This is a genomic window from Brevundimonas sp. SGAir0440 (genome assembly GCF_005484585.1).
In the GTDB taxonomy this organism is placed as follows: Bacteria; Pseudomonadota; Alphaproteobacteria; order Caulobacterales; family Caulobacteraceae; genus Brevundimonas.
Window position 1 is genome coordinate 2697055 of sequence record NZ_CP039435.1, and the last position, 18420, is coordinate 2715474.

At 65.1% G+C, this 18420-nt stretch carries 13 protein-coding genes and 1 tRNA gene; 10 read left to right on the forward strand and 4 right to left on the reverse strand.

Going from position 1 to position 18420, the window contains the following annotated elements; genetic code table 11:
* Positions 1-74: 74 nt before the first annotated feature.
* Entirely contained in the window at positions 75-533 is a 459-nt protein-coding gene (locus tag E7T10_RS13265; RefSeq protein ID WP_168189946.1) for a MarR family winged helix-turn-helix transcriptional regulator, read from the reverse strand.
* 249 nt (positions 534-782) lie between these two features.
* Here E7T10_RS13265 and E7T10_RS13270 point away from each other — a divergent pair, with 249 nt between their 5' ends.
* Positions 783-2333 carry an ATP-binding protein gene (locus E7T10_RS13270; RefSeq protein WP_168189947.1) on the forward strand — a complete coding sequence of 517 codons (1551 nt, stop codon included), beginning with the start codon at positions 783-785 and terminating at the stop codon, positions 2331-2333.
* A 49-nt stretch (positions 2334-2382) separates the two neighbouring features.
* Here the strand turns inward: E7T10_RS13270 and E7T10_RS13275 are convergent, their stop codons facing one another.
* Both E7T10_RS13275 and E7T10_RS13280 read right to left on the reverse strand, forming a co-directional pair.
* On the reverse strand, positions 2383-4872 hold the full coding sequence (locus E7T10_RS13275) for a TonB-dependent receptor domain-containing protein (protein ID WP_137722172.1): 2490 nt from the start codon (positions 4870-4872) through the stop codon (positions 2383-2385).
* Between the two features lie 216 nt (positions 4873-5088).
* Positions 5089-6981: a methyl-accepting chemotaxis protein gene (locus E7T10_RS13280; protein WP_137722173.1), complete on the reverse strand. Its 1893-nt coding sequence runs from the start codon at positions 6979-6981 to the stop codon at positions 5089-5091.
* Positions 6982-7324: 343 nt separating this feature from the next.
* Between E7T10_RS13280 and E7T10_RS13285 the strand changes: the two genes are divergently transcribed.
* The 5 genes from E7T10_RS13285 to E7T10_RS13305 all read left to right on the forward strand — a co-directional run bounded on the left by E7T10_RS13285 (position 7325) and on the right by E7T10_RS13305 (position 11934).
* Complete coding sequence (locus tag E7T10_RS13285) at positions 7325-8416, forward strand: DUF2332 domain-containing protein (RefSeq protein WP_246846033.1); 1092 nt, start codon at positions 7325-7327, stop codon at positions 8414-8416.
* Between the two features lie 368 nt (positions 8417-8784).
* The gene (locus tag E7T10_RS13290) at positions 8785-9015 is read left to right on the forward strand and encodes a hypothetical protein (protein ID WP_246846034.1); all 231 of its coding nucleotides are present in this window, start codon (positions 8785-8787) and stop codon (positions 9013-9015) included.
* On the forward strand, positions 9008-9682 hold the full coding sequence (locus tag E7T10_RS13295; protein WP_137722174.1) for a DUF3987 domain-containing protein: 675 nt from the start codon (positions 9008-9010) through the stop codon (positions 9680-9682). Before E7T10_RS13290 ends, E7T10_RS13295 begins: the two co-directional genes overlap by 8 nt.
* Before the next feature lie 136 nt (positions 9683-9818).
* Complete coding sequence (locus E7T10_RS13300) at positions 9819-11345, forward strand: DEAD/DEAH box helicase family protein (protein WP_246846159.1); 1527 nt, start codon at positions 9819-9821, stop codon at positions 11343-11345.
* Positions 11266-11934: a hypothetical protein gene (locus E7T10_RS13305; RefSeq protein WP_137722176.1), complete on the forward strand. Its 669-nt coding sequence runs from the start codon at positions 11266-11268 to the stop codon at positions 11932-11934. Before E7T10_RS13300 ends, E7T10_RS13305 begins: the two co-directional genes overlap by 80 nt.
* Before the next feature lie 77 nt (positions 11935-12011).
* Here E7T10_RS13305 and E7T10_RS13310 read toward each other — a convergent pair.
* Positions 12012-12101: transfer RNA gene (locus E7T10_RS13310), tRNA-Ser, on the reverse strand.
* A 139-nt stretch (positions 12102-12240) separates the two neighbouring features.
* On the opposite strand from E7T10_RS13310, the gene msrA reads away from it, so the two are divergent.
* From msrA to mdoH, 4 genes are all read left to right on the forward strand, one after another.
* Positions 12241-12891, forward strand: coding sequence for a peptide-methionine (S)-S-oxide reductase MsrA (gene msrA / locus E7T10_RS13315; protein WP_137722177.1), 651 nt, complete (start codon positions 12241-12243; stop codon positions 12889-12891).
* A 71-nt stretch (positions 12892-12962) separates the two neighbouring features.
* Positions 12963-14285, forward strand: a complete 1323-nt coding sequence (locus tag E7T10_RS13320; RefSeq protein ID WP_137722178.1) for a VOC family protein — start codon at positions 12963-12965, stop codon at positions 14283-14285.
* 86 nt (positions 14286-14371) lie between these two features.
* Positions 14372-16219, forward strand: a complete 1848-nt coding sequence (locus tag E7T10_RS13325) for an acyltransferase family protein (RefSeq protein ID WP_246846035.1) — start codon at positions 14372-14374, stop codon at positions 16217-16219.
* Between the two features lie 153 nt (positions 16220-16372).
* Entirely contained in the window at positions 16373-18337 is a 1965-nt protein-coding gene (gene mdoH, locus E7T10_RS13330) for a glucans biosynthesis glucosyltransferase MdoH (RefSeq protein ID WP_137722180.1), read from the forward strand.
* Positions 18338-18420 lie beyond the last annotated feature (83 nt).

Here is an 18420-nt window from a genome sequence, read left to right on the forward strand (position 1 = left end):
TCTAAAAGCCGGTTGAAGTCTTTTCAGCCTGTAGACTGTTTCACAGCGGAAGCATTGTTTGCGCCGGTCTGGCGTCAGGTCGCGGCGTGACCGACGTCCTTCGCCATGGCCTGCAGCAGCGGGATCAGCTGGGCGGCGGTCTTCAGACCCTCGCTGGTCAACAGTCCGGCAAGACGCCCGTATTGCGACCGCCGATCGTCCAGAACAGCGCGGCCTGCCTCGGTGATTTCCAGCATGGTGACGCGCCGGTCGTTCGGATGGGGCGAACGCTTGACCAGATCGGCGCGAACCAGATGATCGACCAGACGCGACAGCGAGGCCGGCGCCGCCTGAAGCGTCGACCCGAGAGCGCATTGTTTGACGCCGCGACGGCCCTCGCCGGCGATCAGGCTCAAGGCGCGGACGGCGGCATTGCTTTGACCATCGGCGCGCAGGACGCGATCAAGCTGGCGATCGAGTTCGAGCAAGGCGGTGTCGAGCGCATACAACGCCATCGCGGGATCATCGAACGCCCGCACGGTGAACTCGTCCATCGTCCCCCGAACACCCATAAGTCTGGTGTGACAGGATTGGCCGCAACCTGCAAGATAGACGGAGGTCAACCCTTAGGGCTACCGAACTCCTAACAGCGCATCCAGAAGGAAATGATTTCGTACCGGCGCAATCCTAGATTGCCAAGCAAGCCTTTGGAAACAAGGTGGCGAGGCAACAACCGGAAAGAGCCGATGGCGTCGGTCAGAAGACATCCCGCCCACCCAGTCACGGCGACCCGATCGCTGGGGATGAGCATGGGAGGCGCGCCCGATGCTGAACTTCGAAGAGCCCTCGAAGTCGCCGCTATCCTGGTGACGACCGATCGCCATGGGGTCATCACCGACTGCAACGAGAAGTTCGTGGCGGTCAGCGGTTACAGCCGAGAAGAATTGATCGGCTCGACCCATCGGATCGTGAACTCCGGCCTGCATTCCAAGGCCTTCTTCCAGGATCTGTATCGCACGATCCGCAGCGGCAAGGTGTGGACCGGCACGTTGCGGAACCGCCGCAAGGACGGCAGCCTCTATTGGGTCGATACGACCATCGTGCCGGCGCTCAGCGGTCCCGAGGGTCCGGCGTCCTACACGGCCATCCGTTTCGAGGTGACCGAACATGTGCTGGCTCTGGAGGCCCTTTCGGAAGCGCGGCTGGTCGCGGAACGCGCCGCGGCGCTGCGCGACACCTTCCTCGCGACCATGAGCCATGAGGTCCGCACGCCGTTGAACGGCGTCCTGGGCCTGGCGCAGTCCCTGTCAGGCGCCGATCTGCCCGACGACGCGCGCCAGAAGGTCGATCTGATCATCAAGTCCGGCGAGACGCTGAGGCGCATCCTGGACGATGTGCTGGACCTGTCCAGAATCCAGGCCGGCGAGATGAACCTTGTCGACGAACCCTTTGCGCCGTCCGACACCATCTCCGGCGCGGTCGATCTGATGCGGCCGCTGGCCAGCGAAAAGGGACTTGAGCTGATCTCCCGGTTCGACGGTCTTCCAGCCCATCTCATGGGCGACGGGGCCCGCCTGCGTCAGATCGTGCTGAACCTGGTCTCCAACGCCATCAAGTTCACTGCAGCCGGCCAGGTGCTGGTCGATGCGCGCTACTCGAAGCCGTCCAGGCGTCTTCGCATCCGCGTCGCCGATACCGGCATGGGCTTTGACCGATCGACGGCCAAACTGCTGTTCTCGCCGTTCAGCCAGGCCGACGATTCCATCTCGCGGCGGTTCGGCGGCACGGGTCTTGGCCTCTCCATCAGTCGTCGTCTGGCGGAGCTGATGAGCGGCGGCCTCAGGGTGCGTTCAAAGCCCGGTCGGGGAACGCTCTTCGTTCTCGAATTGCCGATGGGTCCCAGCGGCGAGATCACCCGCGAAAGCGAGAGCCATGTGGAGGCGCTGGATCGACTCTATGGCGCGCGGATCCTCTTGGCGGAGGACAATCTCGTCAACCAGCAGGTCGTCCAGGCGCTTCTCGGCGGCTTCGGCTGTCATATCGATGTCGCCGAAAACGGCCAGGAAGCCGTCGATCTGTGGTCGGCGCACGCCTACGACCTAATCATGATGGACATGCAGATGCCGATCATGGACGGCGTCGAGGCCATCCGCAGCATCCGCAGAGGCGAACAGCAGCGCGAGATCAACAGGCTCCCGATCGCCATGCTGACGGCCAACGCCTCGTCCAACCATCGCGACTTGGCCTCACGCGCCGGCGCCGACGTCGTCATCCCCAAACCCCTGTCCGCCGATCACCTGATCTTCGAATCCGCTCGGCTTCTGAACAACGCCGCTCGCTGTCACTGGATATAGGCTCTGACGGAACAGGCTTCCGGGCTAACGCCCGGAAGCCTGCCTTGCATCAGAAGTAGAAGCGCACGGCCGCGGTGACGGTGCGTCCAGGCAGCGCCTGGGCCAGGACCACGCCGCTGGCGGGCAGGCTGTCGGCCGACACTTCCGTTAGGGCGGTTTCGTCGAACAGGTTGTTGGCGGTCACCGACAGCACTACGCGGTCGATGGGGCGCACCTGGACGAAGGCGTTGACGGTCGCGTAGCCCGGCATCTTCAGCTGGTTGACGTCCTGCGTATAGCTCTCGGTCGTGCCGACGACGCTGGCGCCCACCGTGAACAGGTCCGTCTCGTATTGCGGCATGACCTGGAAGATCAGGTCGGCCTGACGGCGCGGCGAGTTGCCGACCAGGGCCGCGTCCTCGGCCTTGGTGATCTCGGCGCTGGTGACGGTGGCGCTGCCGGTCAGGCTGAACGGACCGTGACGCACGCCGGCCTCGAACTCGGCGCCCTTGGCCTCGTAGCTGCGCTGGACCAGAACCAGACGGGTGACGCCGCCGGCATCCGCGCGAATCTGCTGATTGGTCTCGCTGACCTCGGCCCAGAAGCCCGTGACGTTGGCGAACAGGCCGTTGGCCCGGTACTTCATGCCGATTTCGGCCTGGTTCACCGGATCATAGGCCGCGTCGGCCTGCAGCAGGTCGCCGTCGACATTGCTGATAGCCGGCGAACGCAGGATTTTATCCGCTGCGGCGCGCGCGCCCTCGCTGTAGCGGGCGAAGGTCGAGAAGCTGTCCGAGACGCGGTAGTTGGCGCTGAGCGAATACGAAACATAGTCGTAGTCGTAGTCGACCGGAGTGGCGCTGGCGGCCGGCGCAAAGGCGAAGGTGCGCTCCGCTTCCGAGATGACGCCGTCGTTGTCCACGTCGATGGTGCGGACGTCGGTGAGGCCGTTGGCGACCGTGCGGCCGCTGACGTCGCCGCTGTCGAAACGGATCGACCCGCCCAGCGCCAGCTTGCCCAGCCGGTAGTTCAGCGAGGCGTAGGGCGCCAGCACCTTGTACGTCACATCGGTGCGCGAGTTGGACCCGGCGCCCGAGGGACCGAAGAAGTTGACGACGCCGTCCTGCGTGCGGGGCGTGCCATTCGTATTGACGATATCGACCAGGGCCGAGTTTCCGCCGCCCACGACGTCCTGAAGGAAGGGAATGTACTGACGATCGAACTTCAGATCCTGCTGGGCCGAGTAGACGCCAACGGTGGTCGTCAGGTCGCCGCCACCGATCTTCCAGACGCGGTTGGCGCGCAGGTCGTTGGTGAAGTTGTCCAGGCTGTCGATGTCGGTGTGGACCAGGGTCGAATAGGCCAGCAGGCCGTTGCCGTTCAGGGTCGTCGGGCTTGTGATCGCCTGACCGGCGCGCGGTCCCGTCGCGTAAGCCAGGGTTCCGGGACGACGGCCGAACGCCAGCGGCGCCTGGGCCGCGGGCACCACGGCCAGCGGATAGTTGAACGACTGGTCACCCGACTGCTGCGCGTAGCGCATATGCTCGGAAATCGTCCAGCCGTGCAGGTTGAAGCGGGTCTGGAAGCCCAGCGCGCGCACCTGAACCTGATTGCCGTCCTGCAGATTGACGCGCTTCAGGTTGTTGTCGCCGTCCAGCAGCGGGAAGACCGTAGTGTTGCGCGACGTCAGGGTGTCGCGCGTCATCGAGAAGTTCGGAACGTCGCCATAGTTGGGATCGTCGTTCGTGCCGGACACCAGCAGAGGCGTCGGCCCATAGGCGATGACGGTGTCGTCCAGGATCTTGCCGTACAGACGCACGAAGCCGCCGTCGAAGGTCTTGGTGATGTTCGCCTTGATCTGGCCGCCCTTGTTGCCCGTGAAGCCGGCGTCGCGCGGGCCTTCACCCTCGCGATAGAAGCCGCCGACGTGGAAGCGCACGGTGTCGCTCAGGTGACCACCATAGCTGAAGTCGCCGCGATAGGTGTCGTAATCCAGGCCCGAAGACACCTGGACCGAGCCGCCTTCGACCTCACCCGTCTGCGAGATCAGGTTGATCACGCCGCCCGGCGCGTTCGAGGCGAAGGTCGAGGACGACCCGCCCCGGATGGACTCGATCTGGCCGACGTTGAAGTCGTACCGCATGAAGTAGTCGGACGTCAGGGCCAGGATGTCGCCGAACTCCAGAACTGGCAGACCGTCTTCCTGGAACTGCAGATACTTTGCACCGGTGCTGACCATCGGCAGGCCACGGATTGTATAGTTGCCGTTGGTCTCGCCCGTGCTGGCCTCGGCGCGGATGCCGGGGATGGTGCGGAACAGATCGTTGATCGCGAAGGCCCCGATCTTGGCGATCTCGACATCGTTGATCGAGCTGGTGGAAGTCGCGCTGTCCAGCCTGTCGCGCGCCTTGGCCACGCCCGTCACGATCACGTCGTCATTGGCCCGCGTCCGGCTGGCCTCCCAGGCCGTCTGGTGCTGCGGCGCAGGTTGCGTCTGCGCATGAGCAGGCATGGCGAGGATAAGCGGCGCAAACGCGGCCGTGAGGTACAGGGATTTCAAGGAAGCCTCCAAAGCGTTGTCCGGCAGTACAGAGACTGGACAACTGATTTTCGTTCGGAAATTCTTCCATGCAGTTTCTTGCATGGCTGTTATCAATAAAACACGGAAGTGTTTGATGATTTATAATGCCAGACTACGGATTAATACTGACATAACGACGCTTACGAAGTTCGTATTGTTGCGCCGATTTCTTCTACACTCAACTGGATCGATATCTTAGAACGCGTTCCAGTCGTCATCGGCCGCTTCGCTTGACAGGGCGAGCGCACCGACCGTGCGGATGACTTTGGGCGCCGACCTGGGAGCGGACGCGGTGTCCCGGCGAGGCGCCGGTGCGGCCGAGGTCGTTGCATTCAGCCGGAACCTGGAAACCAGGGTCGCCAGCTCGTCGGCTTCGGTCGCCAGGATGCGCGCCGCCGCCGTCGCCTCTTCCGCCATGGCGGCGTTCTGCTGGGTCATGCGGTCCATGCTGCCAACGGCGCTGTTGACCTGCTTCAGGTTTTCCGACTGGACCTGCGCCCCGTGCGCGATGTCCACGATCAGGGTGTTGGCGTCGCCGATCTTGGCCACGACGCGCGCCAGCATCTCGCTGGTTTCACCGACGCGATCGACGCCCAGCCGCACCTCGTCCGACGACTTGCTGATCAGCTGCTTGATATCCTTGGCGGCGTCGACGGTGCGCTTGGCCAATTCGCGCACCTCGCCGGCGACCACGGCAAAACCGCGTCCCGCATCGCCCGCTCGCGCGGCCTCGACGCCGGCGTTCAAGGCCAGAAGATTGGTCTGCAAGGCGATGGCGTCGATCATGTTGATGATCTCGCCGATCTCTTGCGATCCGGCCTTGATGGCGTCCATGGCGACGATCGCTTCTTCGACGATCGCACGACCGTCCGCGGCGTCGCCATTGGCCAGGGTGATGGCGTTGCGGGCGTTGGCCGCGCTGCGCGCCGTGTCGCCGACCATGTCGGTGACATGGTTGGTGGCGGTGGTGGTCTGCTGCAGGCTAGACGCCTGTTGTTCGGTTCGCAACGACAGGGTTTCGGACGCCGAGCAGATCTGGGTGGCGCCCAGGCGAACGCTCTGTGCCGACCCAGCGACGCTGGCCAGGCTCTCTTCCAGACCCTGCACCGCCACGTTGAAGGCCGTGCGCAGACGCTCATACTCCGGGGCGAACGGCGTGCGAATGGTGTGGGTCAGATCGCCGGCGGCCAGAGCTTCCAGCGCTGTGTCCAGCTCCTCGACGACGTGCCGTTGCGCGGCGTCGGCGACGATCTTCTCGCGCTCGGCGGCGTCCTTGGCCAGATCGGCGGCCGCCTTGGCCCGTTCGGCCTCGGCCTTGGCCAGCGCGGTGTCCCGGAACACCAGAACCGCGCGCGCCATGTCGCCCAGTTCGTCGGCATGGCTGGCGTCGACGACGATGTCATTGTCGCCCTTGGCCAGTTGCCCCATGGCCTCGGTCAGGACCGTGATCGGGCGCGCGATCATGCGGCTGAGCATGGCCGACAGCACCATGGCGATCGTGATCAAAGCGATGCCGCCGACGATCAGGGCGATGATCGCGGTGACGATCGCAGCCTGCTGACGTTCCAGATTCTTCTCGGTGACGGCGGCTTCGGCCTCGCGCAGGTCACGCAGAGGCAGGACGGCGTCGCTGACCAGCACCTTCTTGCCCGCGTCGCGCACCTCTTGCTGGGCCTGCTCGCGCTTGCCGGCGCGAACCTCGGCGATCATGCGATCGCCCCAATCGGCCCTCCAGGCCAGGGTGGCCAGGCGCGATTTTTCAAGCAGCGCCTGCTTTTCGGCGTCGCCCAGCTGGCCCTTCAGCTCGACGACGACCTTGTCGAACTCGTCGCGCCCTTCGTAGTAGGATTTCAGATAGGTCTCGTCGCCGGTGACCAGAAAGCCCCGGAACTGGCTGTTCTGACGCAGGATCGCGGTTTCCAGCGACATCGCCTGCGCCTCGATCGTGCGGCTGAGATTGTTGCTCTCGATGGACGCGCGGATCATCATGATCGTGGCGAAGAACACCGCCATCATGACCGCCGCCGAGACGCAGATCAGGGTGAAGGAAAGCCGCAGCTTCCTCGGAATTCGCATCTTCGACATCATGAGCTCGCCCCCGTTACGCACTTATACTTACCTAGGGGCAGCCAATTACTCAGCTGACGCCACTGCGCACAGCCCGATCCGTGTTCGAGCTACGCAAAACACCCTGTTTTTGCAGGTGACTATCCCCCCCTATGACAGAACGACTAAAAAGATAGTTAAGCTGGCGACGCCCGGCCGTTTACATCGAACGGACCTGAACTTCGTGCGATTCACGCGCTGTTAAGCGAGGTGATCATAGGTAAGTCACCCCTCCCGTCGCCGCTTCAAGCAACGCCGGGCTGCAACTTCCGGGCGAATACTGCTTCACGCCGGGACAGATAAGTAACAGTTCGTTTTATTCGGAATGCGCGACGATGCCATCGGTGACTGGATGATCTGCCCCGTCGCCGACCGTTTCACCCAGGAACTCGCGGCCCAGGCCGACCGCTGCCGCGCCATGGGTTCGCCCTTGGTCGCCGGCGTTCTCGAGGCCGCGAGCCGGCAGCTTTCGCACGCGCCGCTCACCGCCGCACGGCTTTATGACTGGCCGGGAGATCAGGCTGCGGCAGCCCTTGCCCTGCGCTTGAATGGCGCCCTGCACGCCCTGGCGCGCGCGGGTCGGTCCTACGCGTTGACCAGCCTCTATCGTCGCGAACACACCGACTTCGACGCGGCCGTGGCCGACGCCCTGGCCCGGAACGATCGATACATCGCCGACTGGATCCTGCATCCGCCACAGACGAACGAAGTGGCGCGCGCCGCCGCGCTGATGAGCGCGCTGATGGCCGCCCCTCTGGATCGCGCCATGCCCTTCGAGTTGCTCGAGCTCGGGTCCAGCTGCGGCCTGAACCTGAATCTGGATCGCTACGCCTATGCTCTGGGGTCGGCGTCAGCCGGCGATCCTTTCTCGGACGTGCAGATCGAGCCCCTGTGGCAGGGTCCATCGCCCAAGGTCGTCCCGGTCTCCATCGCGGCGGCGCGCGGCGTCGATCTGAATCCGCTGAACGCCGCAGACCCGGCGCATCGCGAACGTCTGCTGGCCTTCGCCTGGGCTGACCAACCGGCGCGCACCCGACGCCTCGAGAACGCCCTGCGCATCGCCGCCGATCACCCTCCGCGCATCGATCAAGGCGACGCCGTGCCCTGGCTGGCCGACCGGCTGGCCGAGCCGCAGGCGGTCGGGCGCTGCCGCGTCGTCATGCACACCATGGTGCTGCAATATCTGAGCGACGACGACCGGCGCCAGATCACGGCGCTCCTCTCGACGGCCGGCCGCCGCGCCGACGCCGACCACCCGCTGCTTTGGATCAGCTTCGAATGGACCCGAGACCGCAGCCACGTCGAGCTGCGCCTGACGGCCTGGCCCACCGGCGAAACTCGCGTCCTAGCCCACTGCCATCCCTACGGCGATGAACTGGAATGGCTGGCGTCATCTGCGTCGGCTCTGGCGGCTTAGGAGCGACCTTTGCCCACATAATATGGCGCCGTCGCAGATCAGGCGACGTATCGGCCACGACTCCCACCGGGCGTTCAAAGCAGTCCTATTTGGCCGAAAAGGCTGAAGTGTCGGGTCGTGATTTCTGTGGCGCGCGGCCAGACTCTCATCGCACGGATCCGAAGCTCCTGCGGCCGAGATAGCGTTCGTGCGGAAGCGAGAAGACCCACACCGTTGCGAATGATCTGACGGCGCATGCCCACGCGTCCATTCCCCGCCAGCAGATCGCAAAAAAGACTAATCCGACATCCCACTCTGTCCATCGGTGTCATTTCGCGCAATCCTAGGCGTCGCTTGCCGCTCCAATGACAACAACAACTGGACCGCCCATGAACCCCGTCGACCGCCGCGCCGCTCTGACCGGTCTCTTGGGAGGCGTCGCCGCCGCGGCTCTGCCCGTGCGTTCAACCTTCGCCCAGACGAACGAGGAGGCCGCGCCCCTGGGTCGGGAATGGGCGTCCATGAAATGGCGTCGCGGGATCGAGGGCCAGCGGATGGCCGATCTGGGGAACGGGACCTTCCTCAATCCCGTCATGTCGGGCGACCACCACCATGTTTGACGGCATCGGCCTGTTGGCCCGGATGCTCATCGTCGCACCGAATAGCACGGCGGGAATCCGGTTCTATCAGGAACCCGCCATGAGCACGGATCCAGTGCTGACCGACTATAACAACCGGCTGGCCCATTTGCTCAAACGCTCGTTCGTCACGCGGCCCGATATGCCCGACGCCTTGGACCCGCCACCCATGCGGCTGCATCTCGACGCCAAGGCGGTCTGGATCAAGTTCCACGATGAATGCGAACGGGCCATCGCGCCGGACGGCGGATTATCGACGATCCGCGCATTCGGGGCTAAACTGGCCGAACATGCCGGGCGGCTGGCGGCGGTGTTGACCCTGTATAGCAATGCCGACGCGATGGAGATTCTCGCCATCGCCATGCAATCCGGCGTCACGCTCGCCACCTATTACGCCAATGAAATGTTGCGGCTGAACGGCGGGGCGACGGTTTCGCGCGAACTGCGCACGGCGCAACGGTTGCTGAACTGGTGGCAGGGCCAGCCGAACCCCGTCCTGCATCTCGCGACGATCTATCAATTCGGCCCGTCAGAACTGCGTGAGGCGAAGGCCGCGCGCGCTGCTGTCACAGTCTTGGACGAAAGCGGCTGGGTCGAACGCTTGCCGCCCAACACAGTTGTTGACGGCAAGCCACGCAAGGAAGTTTGAAGACTGGTCCCATGAGCGACAACAATTCCGGCTGGCCCGCTAAGCCTGCTATTCCTGCCAGACCGGACGGCGGATTAGCGCCGTTAGCGCCATTAGCAGGGGGAAAACCTATCTCGCGTGTGCGGCGCTATCGCGGATATTCAGGCGGTATCTCGCCAAGAATACGGGCTTCGTGCTGTGGATCGTGCCCAATGAAGCGATCTACGCCCAAACGCTCAAGGCGCTGAAAGACCGCCAACATGCTTACCGGCAAACGCTGGACCGCGCGGCGGCTGGTCGCGTGCGAATCATGGAAAAAGGCGACCCGCTCAATCGCGCGGATGTGGACGCCAATCTGTGCGTCATGGTGCTGATGCTCCAATCGGCTGTGAGACGCCAAGAGGATCAACTGAAACTCTTTGGCGACCGTGGCGACGTGCATGGGTTCACGCCGGCCGAAGGCGAGCAAGCGGCGCACAAGGCGCTGAAAGACGCCATTCCGAACCTGTCCATCTACGACCTAGCAGACGGTGGACCGGCTTGGCCGATGGTCAAAGATTCGGTGGGCAATGCTCTGCGCATCATCCGGCCCGTGGTTGTGATGGACGAAGGGCATAGGGCCGTTTCTGATCTGGCGTTCCGCACGCTCTACGGCTTCAACCCGCTGTTCGTGCTGGAACTGAGCGCGACGCCCAAAGACGTGGCAGCCCGTGCCGCCACGGCGACCCGTGAAGCTACGCCGGAACGCAAAGCCAACGTGCTGGTCGAAATTTCCGGGCGCGAACTGGAACGCGAAGGCATGTTAAAGATGCCGCTCAACATCGTGCCCATGGCGGGCAGCGATTGGACGGCGACGCTTCAGGCATCCTTGGCCAAGCTGAATGCTCTGGACGTGACGGCGAAAGCCTATCGCGGCGATGGCGGGCACTATATCCGGCCAATCCTGTTGGTGCAGGCCGAACGAACCGGGGCGGAACAGCGCGACGCTGGCTTTATTCATGCCGACGATGTGAAGGCGTGGCTGGTCGCGGCTGGCCTCGACGAAGCCGAAATTGCCCTGAAAACGTCTGAAGTGAACGACCTGGACAAGCCCGAAAACCGGGACTTGCTGAAACCGTCCTGCCGGGTGCGCGTCATCATCACCAAGGCGGCGCTGGCCGAAGGCTGGGATTGCCCCTTTGCCTATGTGCTGTGCTCCTTGGCGGCATCGGACAATGAAAGCGCGATGACACAGCTTGTCGGGCGAATCTTGCGCCAGCCGCACGCAATCCGCACCGGCGTTGCCGAACTCGACGAATCCTATGTGTTCACGCACCGCGCCGAAACGGCGGCGGTGGTCGGGGCGATCAAGCAAGGGCTGCCCAACGATGGCATGAGCGATCTTGTGCAGGACGTGGTGCTGAAGGACACGGGCGGCAGCACCGTCAGCAAGCGCAAGCTAAACCGGCGCGATGCCTTGCGCACGACCGACATTGCCTTGCCGCAAGTGCTGTGGATCGAACAGGGGCAGAACGCACGCTTGCTTGATGCGGAAAGCGACCTGTTCCCGGCGATTGAATGGGCGAAGTTCGATGCTGACGCCTTTGCCGACACCTTGCCTAAGAATGCCCAAGCCGCCGCAAGCCGCCACCGTATTTGGCGAACGTCTGGCTTCTGGCCATATCGAATTCCGGGTTCGTGGTGATGCTGGCGATTGGACCGCGCCGGATCACATTTGGACAAGCGCGCCGGAAACCGTGCCCCAAGTGCCAAGCAAGAGTGGCGGCGCACTGGAACGCAGCCTGTTTTTGCCCGTCTACGCCAGCGACCTGAACGACGACGAAAAGCAGGTTGCCGTCTATCTCGACGCGGAAGCCGTAATCAAATGGTGGCACCGCAACGGCACGGACAAGGGCAGCTACGCGCTTCGCGGCTGGCGTCGCGGCAACGTCTATCCCGACTTCGTGTTCGCAGCCTTGCGCGATGATGCCAGTGAACGACTGGTCGCTATCGAATCCAAAGGCGACCAACTGGCAGGCAATCTCGACACCGAATACAAACGTGAACTTCTGGAAACGCTCACCAAAGCCTACGGCAAGAACGCTGCCGTCAAGGCGGGCGAACTCCCGATGGCGTCAAAGTCGGTCGAATATGAAGCCGCCGTGGTGTTGTTCAGCGACATGAACACCAAACTGCCCGTGCTGATTAGCGGTCAGCGCGTCTATCGAATCAAGGCAGGTGTCCCGCTGAGCGTCTGCTTTTATGCCGAGAAGTTCCTGCCTATGTCGATCTAATATGTTGGGCACAATGTTGGGCGAGAAGCTGCCTATTCTGAATTCTTCTTGCTTTTTAGCCTCTTGCTGAGGGGGTGTGGCGGACAGAGAGGGATTCGAACCCTCGGTAGGCTTTCACCTACACACGCTTTCCAAGCGTGCGCGATCGACCACTCCGCCACCTGTCCGTTTCACGCTGCGTCTTGCGCGCCGCCGGAGGTCGATCCGGCGGGAGGCGGGCCTGATAGAACACACTCGCCCCCTCGGCAAGCGCCTCTCGCATCCCCATATGGACTTCAACGCCATTTTCCGATGAGGGAGCCGCAAATGCTGTTCAAGAAGACCGCCGAAATGCCCACGCCCGAGACCGCCCTGCCCGGCCGCGCCGAGCCGCTGGACACCGATGTGAACCACTATGTCAGCGGCCATCCGCTGAAGGGGCCCTATCCCGACGGCTTCCAGACCGCCATCTTCGGCATGGGCTGCTTCTGGGGCGTGGAGCGCATCTTCTGGCAGTTGCCGGGCGTGTGGGTGACGTCGGCCGGCTATTCCGGCGGGATCACGCCCAACCCAACCTATGAGGAAACCTGCACCGGCCGGACGGGTCATGCCGAGGTGGTCAAGGTCGTGTTCGACCCGAGCGTCATCACCTACGCCGAACTGCTGAAGACCTTCTGGGAGAACCACGACCCGACCCAGGGCATGCGCCAGGGCAACGACATCGGCACCACCTATCGCTCGGCCATCTACACGCTGAACGCCGAGCAGCAGGCGGAGGCGGAAGCCTCGCGCGACGCCTATCAGGCCGCCCTGACCCAGGCCGGGCGCGGGACGATCACCACCGAGATCCAGCCGGCGGGCGACTATTTCTACGCCGAGGGTTATCACCAGGGCTATCTGGCCAAGAACCCAGCCGGATACTGCGGCATCGGCGGGACCGGCGTGGTCTGCCCGATCGGGGTCGGCGTCGACGCCTGATCCTTGCGACGGCCGCCGGGTTTCAACCGGCGGCCAGTCGGCCTATGGATCGGCGAAAAATGGGAGCGCTCATGTCCGCCTTCGTCCATCCTGACGAGATCCGCAGCCGGTTTTCGGCCGCCCTGTCCGCCATGTACCGGGCCGAGGTGCCGCAATACGGCGACCTGCTGACGCTGGTGGCGGACATCAATGCGCAGACGTTGAAAGCCGATGCCGGCGGTGCAGACCGGCTGGCGGCGTCCGGCGAACTGGCGCGTCTGTCCGAGGAACGCCACGGCGCCATCCGCGTCGGCACGGCCGACGAACTGGCCATGATCGCGCGCGCCTTTGCGGTGATGGGGATGGAGCCGGTCAGCTACTACAACCTGGCCCCCGCCGGGGTGCCGGTCCATTCGACCGCCTTCCGCCCCGTCGATCCGGCCGCGCTCGCGCGCAATCCGTTCCGGGTCTTCACCTCGCTGCTGCGGCTGGAGCTGATCGAGGACGAAGCCTTGCGCGCGGAGGCGGCCGAGACCCTGGCCCGCCGCGACATCTTCACCCCCGGCGCGCGTGAACTGATCGAGACGGCGCAGGTCGCCGGCGGTCTGGACGAGGCTCAGGCCGATCGGTTCGTGTCTGAACTGCTGGAGACCTTCCGCTGGCACGCCCAGGCGACCGTCAGCGCCGAGACCTACGAACGCCTGGTCGCCGCCCACCGTCTGATCGCCGATGTGGTCAGCTTCAAGGGGCCGCACATCAACCACCTGACGCCGCGCACGCTGGATATCGACGCGGCCCAGGCCGCCATGCCCGCACGCGGTATTTCGCCCAAAGAAACCATCGAGGGCCCGCCCGCCCGCGCCTGCCCGATCCTGTTGCGCCAGACCAGCTTCAAGGCGTTGCAGGAGGCGATCACCTTCCCCGGCGCCGACGGCCCCACGGCGGGCGCCCACACCGCCCGCTTCGGCGAAATCGAACAGCGCGGCTGCGCCCTGACCCCTACCGGTCGCGCCCTGTATGACGCGGCGCTGGCGAAGAAGGACTTCTCCGCCCTGCCCGACGACTGGGACGCCCTGCGCCGCGCGGACCTCGCCTGGTTCCGTTATCGCGCGACGCCTGAGGGTCTCGCCGCCCGCACCGAGACCGCCGATCTGGACGCCTTGATCGCGGCGGGCCACGTGGTCGCCGAACCCATCACCTACGAAGACTTCCTGCCCGTCAGCGCCGCGGGCATCTTCCAGTCCAACCTGGGCTCGGAGGCCCGCGAAACCGCCTATGCCGTCGATCCCGCCAAGGCCGATTTCGAACAGGCGCTGGGCCGCCCGGTCCAGGACGAGATGGCCCTGTACCGCGCCGAACAGGAGGCCTCGATCACAGCGACGCTCAAGGCCTTGGGCCTGACGGAGACGGTCTAGTCCGTTTAACCGGATGCGGGGCTGGCGGCGCCCCGCGTCCATCCGGCGTCTTGCCTGATGCGCAGACGCGGATCATAGACGCGGCCGTGAACCCGTCCGCTTCCCCGACCCAGCGCCGTTACGATCTCGACTGGATCCGGGTCGGCGCCTTCGGCCTGCTGATCCTGTATCATGTGGGCCTGGTTTACGGGGTCTATGACTGGCACATCCACAGCGCCCACACCTTCGAGTGGATGCGCGAGGCGATCCTGGTCACCAATCCCTGGCGGCTGACCCTGCTGTTTCTGGTGTCCGGCGCCGCCCTGCGGTTCATGACGTTCCGGCGCACCCCGCGCGAGGTCGCTCGCGCCCGGTTCGAGCGGCTGGTCCCGCCCCTGATCTTCGGCGCCCTGGTTCTGGTGCCGATCCAGTCCTGGATCGAGTCGATGGACAAGGGCGGCTGGCCCGGCGGCGTCGCCGGCTTCGTCGCCTGGCTGGGCCATGAGTTCGGCTGGAGCGGCCTCGCCGACGGCGTGCCGGTCAACCATCTGTGGTTCATCGTCTATATCGCCGTCTACAGCCTGGTCGCCGTGGTGCTGTGGCGCCAGCCCGGTCTGATCGACCGACTGGGGAACGGGCTGGAAAAGGCGCTGACCGGCTCGCGTCTGCTGATCCTGCCGATCCTCTATCTGTTCGCCATCCGCTGGCTGCTCTTTCCCTGGTTCGGCCTGACCAACACCCTGCACAACGACTGGTACAACCACGCCCTGTCGCTGGTCGCCTTCCTGTTCGGCTTCAGCATCGTGGGGCGTGAGAGCCTGTGGCGCACGATGGAGCGCTATCGCTGGATCGCCCTGGCCCTGGCGGCCGTCGCCCTGCCGATCCTGATGGTCCAGGTCTGGCATCCCGGCGCGCGGGCCTTCTGGGGCGTGCCCAAGGCCGCCGTGTACGGCATCGACCAATGGGCGGTGATCGTCGCCATCCTGGGCTTCGGCTATCGCCATCTGCGCGACCGGGGCGGCCCTGCGCTCAACTATCTGACCCAGGCGACCTTCCCCCTCTATCTGGCGCACCAGACGGTGCTGGTCGCGGCCGTCTGGATCATCCGCCCGGCGAACCTTCTCGCGCCGGTCGAACTGCTGTCCCTGATCGCCGTCACCTTCGTCGGCAGTCTGGCGATCTATGAGGTCGTGCGTCGCATACCGGCCATTCGCCCGTTGTGGGGGCTGAAGCCGCTGGACGGCCGGCCCTGGCCGCTGGACCTTCACGCCCTGCTGAAGCCGCAGCTTCGCTATCACCGCCGTCGTCGTCTGCTGGGCGTGGGCGTCGCAGCCCCGCTTCTGGCCCTGACGGTGGTCGCCGTGGCCATCCTGGCCTACCCCGGCTTCAACAATGCGACCCAGTATCTGAGCGAACTGGGCGGGGCGACGGCCGAGGCGCCGATCATCTTCAACGGCGGGGTTTTCGTCGCCGGCGTCATGGCCGGGCTGGCGGGGATCGGCTTCGGCCTGGCCATCTACGCCCTGACCGGCGCGCGGGTCGCGGCCTGGGTCATCGCCATCGTCTTCATCCTGGCCGGCGGCGGCATGTCGGCCTCGACGCTGTGGCCCTGGCCCGATCCGCGCCACATGATCATCAATCTGGCCCTGGGCATCCAGCTGGCGCCGATGCTGCTGCTGTGGGGGCTGGCCAAACGCCGGGACGTGCCGCGCCTGAAGCTCTTCCTCGTCGTCACCTTCGTCGTTATGGCGATCCTGACGGTCCTGACCAAGCACCTCGTCTTCCCCGGCACGGTCAATGACGCCAACGTCGGCTGGTGGGAGCGGCTCTACGCCATCGTCCTGGTCTGCTGGGTGGGGGTTGCAGCCTGGGTCCTGGATCGTAAACTGCTGTCGGTCGCCACGGAGTCGCCGCAGGGTCGCCCGGCTGCCGCCCCGTTCGACGTTCCGGCCTGACCTCACCCCCACATTTTTTGGTTTCATCAACATTGCGTGATTGAAAATCGCGCGAATGTGATCGATTATGCAGGTCGTGTTGCAGTGCAGCACTCCGCGTCGTCCCCAGCCCTCGGGACGACATCCGGTTCACTCGGGGGCGTCCAGAGCGGCATGAACAAGCTGGCGATCCGGCCTGTCGAAAAGGCTGAAATCGAGACGACGATCCACGGCGCGCAAACGCCTAGCTGGTCGTGGCTGCCCGACGAGGCGCCTCTGGCCATGCCGGTCCAGTCCCTGTCTGCGCCCGACGCCGTCGCCGACGTAACGCCCGCGACCTCCCCGCGCACGGTCGCGACGCGTCGCCTGGCCCTGCTGGCCGGCACCATCGTCCTGACCGGCCTGTCCGCCATCACCCCCTTCTACCTCTATGCCCGCAAGGGTTGGGACGGCACCGAGATCCTGGCCTTCAGCCTGTTCATGGTCCTGATCACCGCCATCTCCTGCTGGTTCGTCAGTGGCCTGATGGGCCTGTTCGTCATGCTGCGCGGCAAGGATCAGGCGGACCTCGCCTTCTCGCCGCATCCGCCGATGCCGCGGACTCGCACGGCCCTGCTGATGCCGCTGTACAACGAGGACGCCCGTTCGTCCTTCGCGCGCCTGTCCCAGATCGATTCCTGCCTGGCGCGTCTGGGCGCCTCGTCGGCCTTCGACATCTTCGTGCTCAGCGATTCGACCAAGGAAGACGCCGCCGCCGCCGAGCGTTCGGTCTTCCAGGCGGTCCGCATGGCCGCCAACTCCAAGGCCTTCTACCGTCGCCGCACCGACAACGCCGAGCGCAAGGCCGGCAACCTGGCCGAATGGGTCCGTCGTTTCGGCGGCGCCTATGAGAACATGATCGTCCTGGACGCCGACAGCACCATGGCCGGCGAGACCCTGCTGCGCATGGTCGACGCCATGGAGCGCAATCCCGGCGTCGGCCTGATCCAGACCGCACCGGTCATCATCAAGGCCCGCACCATCTTCGCGCGCGTGTCGCAGTATTCGGTGCGCCTGTACGGCCGCGTCGCCGCGGCCGGCCTGGCCTACTGGACCGGTTCGGAATCCAGCTACTGGGGCCACAACGCCATCATCCGCACGCGCGCCTTCGCCGCCTGCTGCGGCCTGCCGCACCTGAAGGGCAGGAAGCCCTTCGGCGGTCACATCATGAGCCACGACGTCGTCGAGGCCGCCCTGATGCGCCGCGCCGGCTGGGCCGTCCACGTCACCGCCTCGCTGGACGGATCGTGGGAAGAGACCCCGCCGTCGATCACCGACTTCATCCGCCGCGACCACCGCTGGTTCCAGGGCAACCTCCAGCACCTGGGCCTGATCACGGCCAAGGGCCTGTCGCCGATGAGCCGCCTTCAGCTGCTGATGGGCTGCATGGCCTATCTGTCGTCGCCCCTGTGGCTGGCGTCGCTGGTGGTCGGCCTGTTCATCCAGATGTTCTATCCGGTTGACTGGACCAGCTTCTTCTACATCCTGAACCCCCAGTTCACGCCCTTCATGCTGGCCTCCTTCCTGTCCGGCGTGCTGCTGATCGGTCCCAAGTTCATGGGCGCCGCCCTGGTCCTCAGCCGTCCGGCCGAGTTGCGCGCCTTCGGCGGCCGTCGCGCCATCGCCAAGGGCATGGCGGCCGAGATCGCCCTGTCGGCCATCCTGGCCCCCATCCTGATGGTCGCCAACACCAAGGCCTTCATCCAGATCGTTTCGGGCCACGACACCGGCTGGTCGACCCAGCAGCGCGAGGCCGACGGCCTGGCCTGGTCGGACGCTTTCCGCGCCATGCGCTGGCAGATGATCGCCGGCGTCGGCTTCCTGGTCCCGCTGGCCGTTCGTCCCGACCTGGCCACCTGGTTCGCTCCGATCGTCCTTCCGCTGCTGCTGGCCGCGCCGATCACCGTCTGGACCTCGCGCGTCCGCTCGGGCGACAAGCTGGCGGCCAAGGGCTATCTGGTCACCCCGGTTCAGGACGGCGTCAGCGTCTCGCCGGCCGTCCTGCACACGCCGCGCTCGCCGCTGCGTGCGGTCGCCGGCGGCGTCCTGGCCCCCGTCGCTGCGCCTGCGATGGTCCCGGCCCGCGCGCCCGAGCGGTAATCCACCGATGCGTGGCGGCCACAGTGCCGCCACAACCGCTACGGCGGCGCTCGACGAAAACGCCAATCGGCCGCACTCTATCT

Bases quoted from the DNA above. Each gene is read 5' to 3' on its own strand.
- E7T10_RS13265 (WP_168189946.1), bottom strand. From the start codon at position 533: ATGGACGAGTTCACCGTGCGGGCGTTCGATGATCCCGCGATGGCGTTG.
- E7T10_RS13270 (WP_168189947.1), top strand. From the start codon at position 783: ATGAGCATGGGAGGCGCGCCCGATGCTGAACTTCGAAGAGCCCTCGAA.
- E7T10_RS13280 (WP_137722173.1), bottom strand. From the start codon at position 6,981: ATGATGTCGAAGATGCGAATTCCGAGGAAGCTGCGGCTTTCCTTCACC.
- E7T10_RS13285 (WP_246846033.1), top strand. From the start codon at position 7,325: ATGCGCGACGATGCCATCGGTGACTGGATGATCTGCCCCGTCGCCGAC.
- E7T10_RS13290 (WP_246846034.1), top strand. From the start codon at position 8,785: ATGAACCCCGTCGACCGCCGCGCCGCTCTGACCGGTCTCTTGGGAGGC.
- E7T10_RS13295 (WP_137722174.1), top strand. From the start codon at position 9,008: ATGTTTGACGGCATCGGCCTGTTGGCCCGGATGCTCATCGTCGCACCG.
- E7T10_RS13305 (WP_137722176.1), top strand. From the start codon at position 11,266: ATGCCCAAGCCGCCGCAAGCCGCCACCGTATTTGGCGAACGTCTGGCT.
- msrA (WP_137722177.1), top strand. From the start codon at position 12,241: ATGCTGTTCAAGAAGACCGCCGAAATGCCCACGCCCGAGACCGCCCTG.
- E7T10_RS13320 (WP_137722178.1), top strand. From the start codon at position 12,963: ATGTCCGCCTTCGTCCATCCTGACGAGATCCGCAGCCGGTTTTCGGCC.
- mdoH (WP_137722180.1), top strand. From the start codon at position 16,373: ATGAACAAGCTGGCGATCCGGCCTGTCGAAAAGGCTGAAATCGAGACG.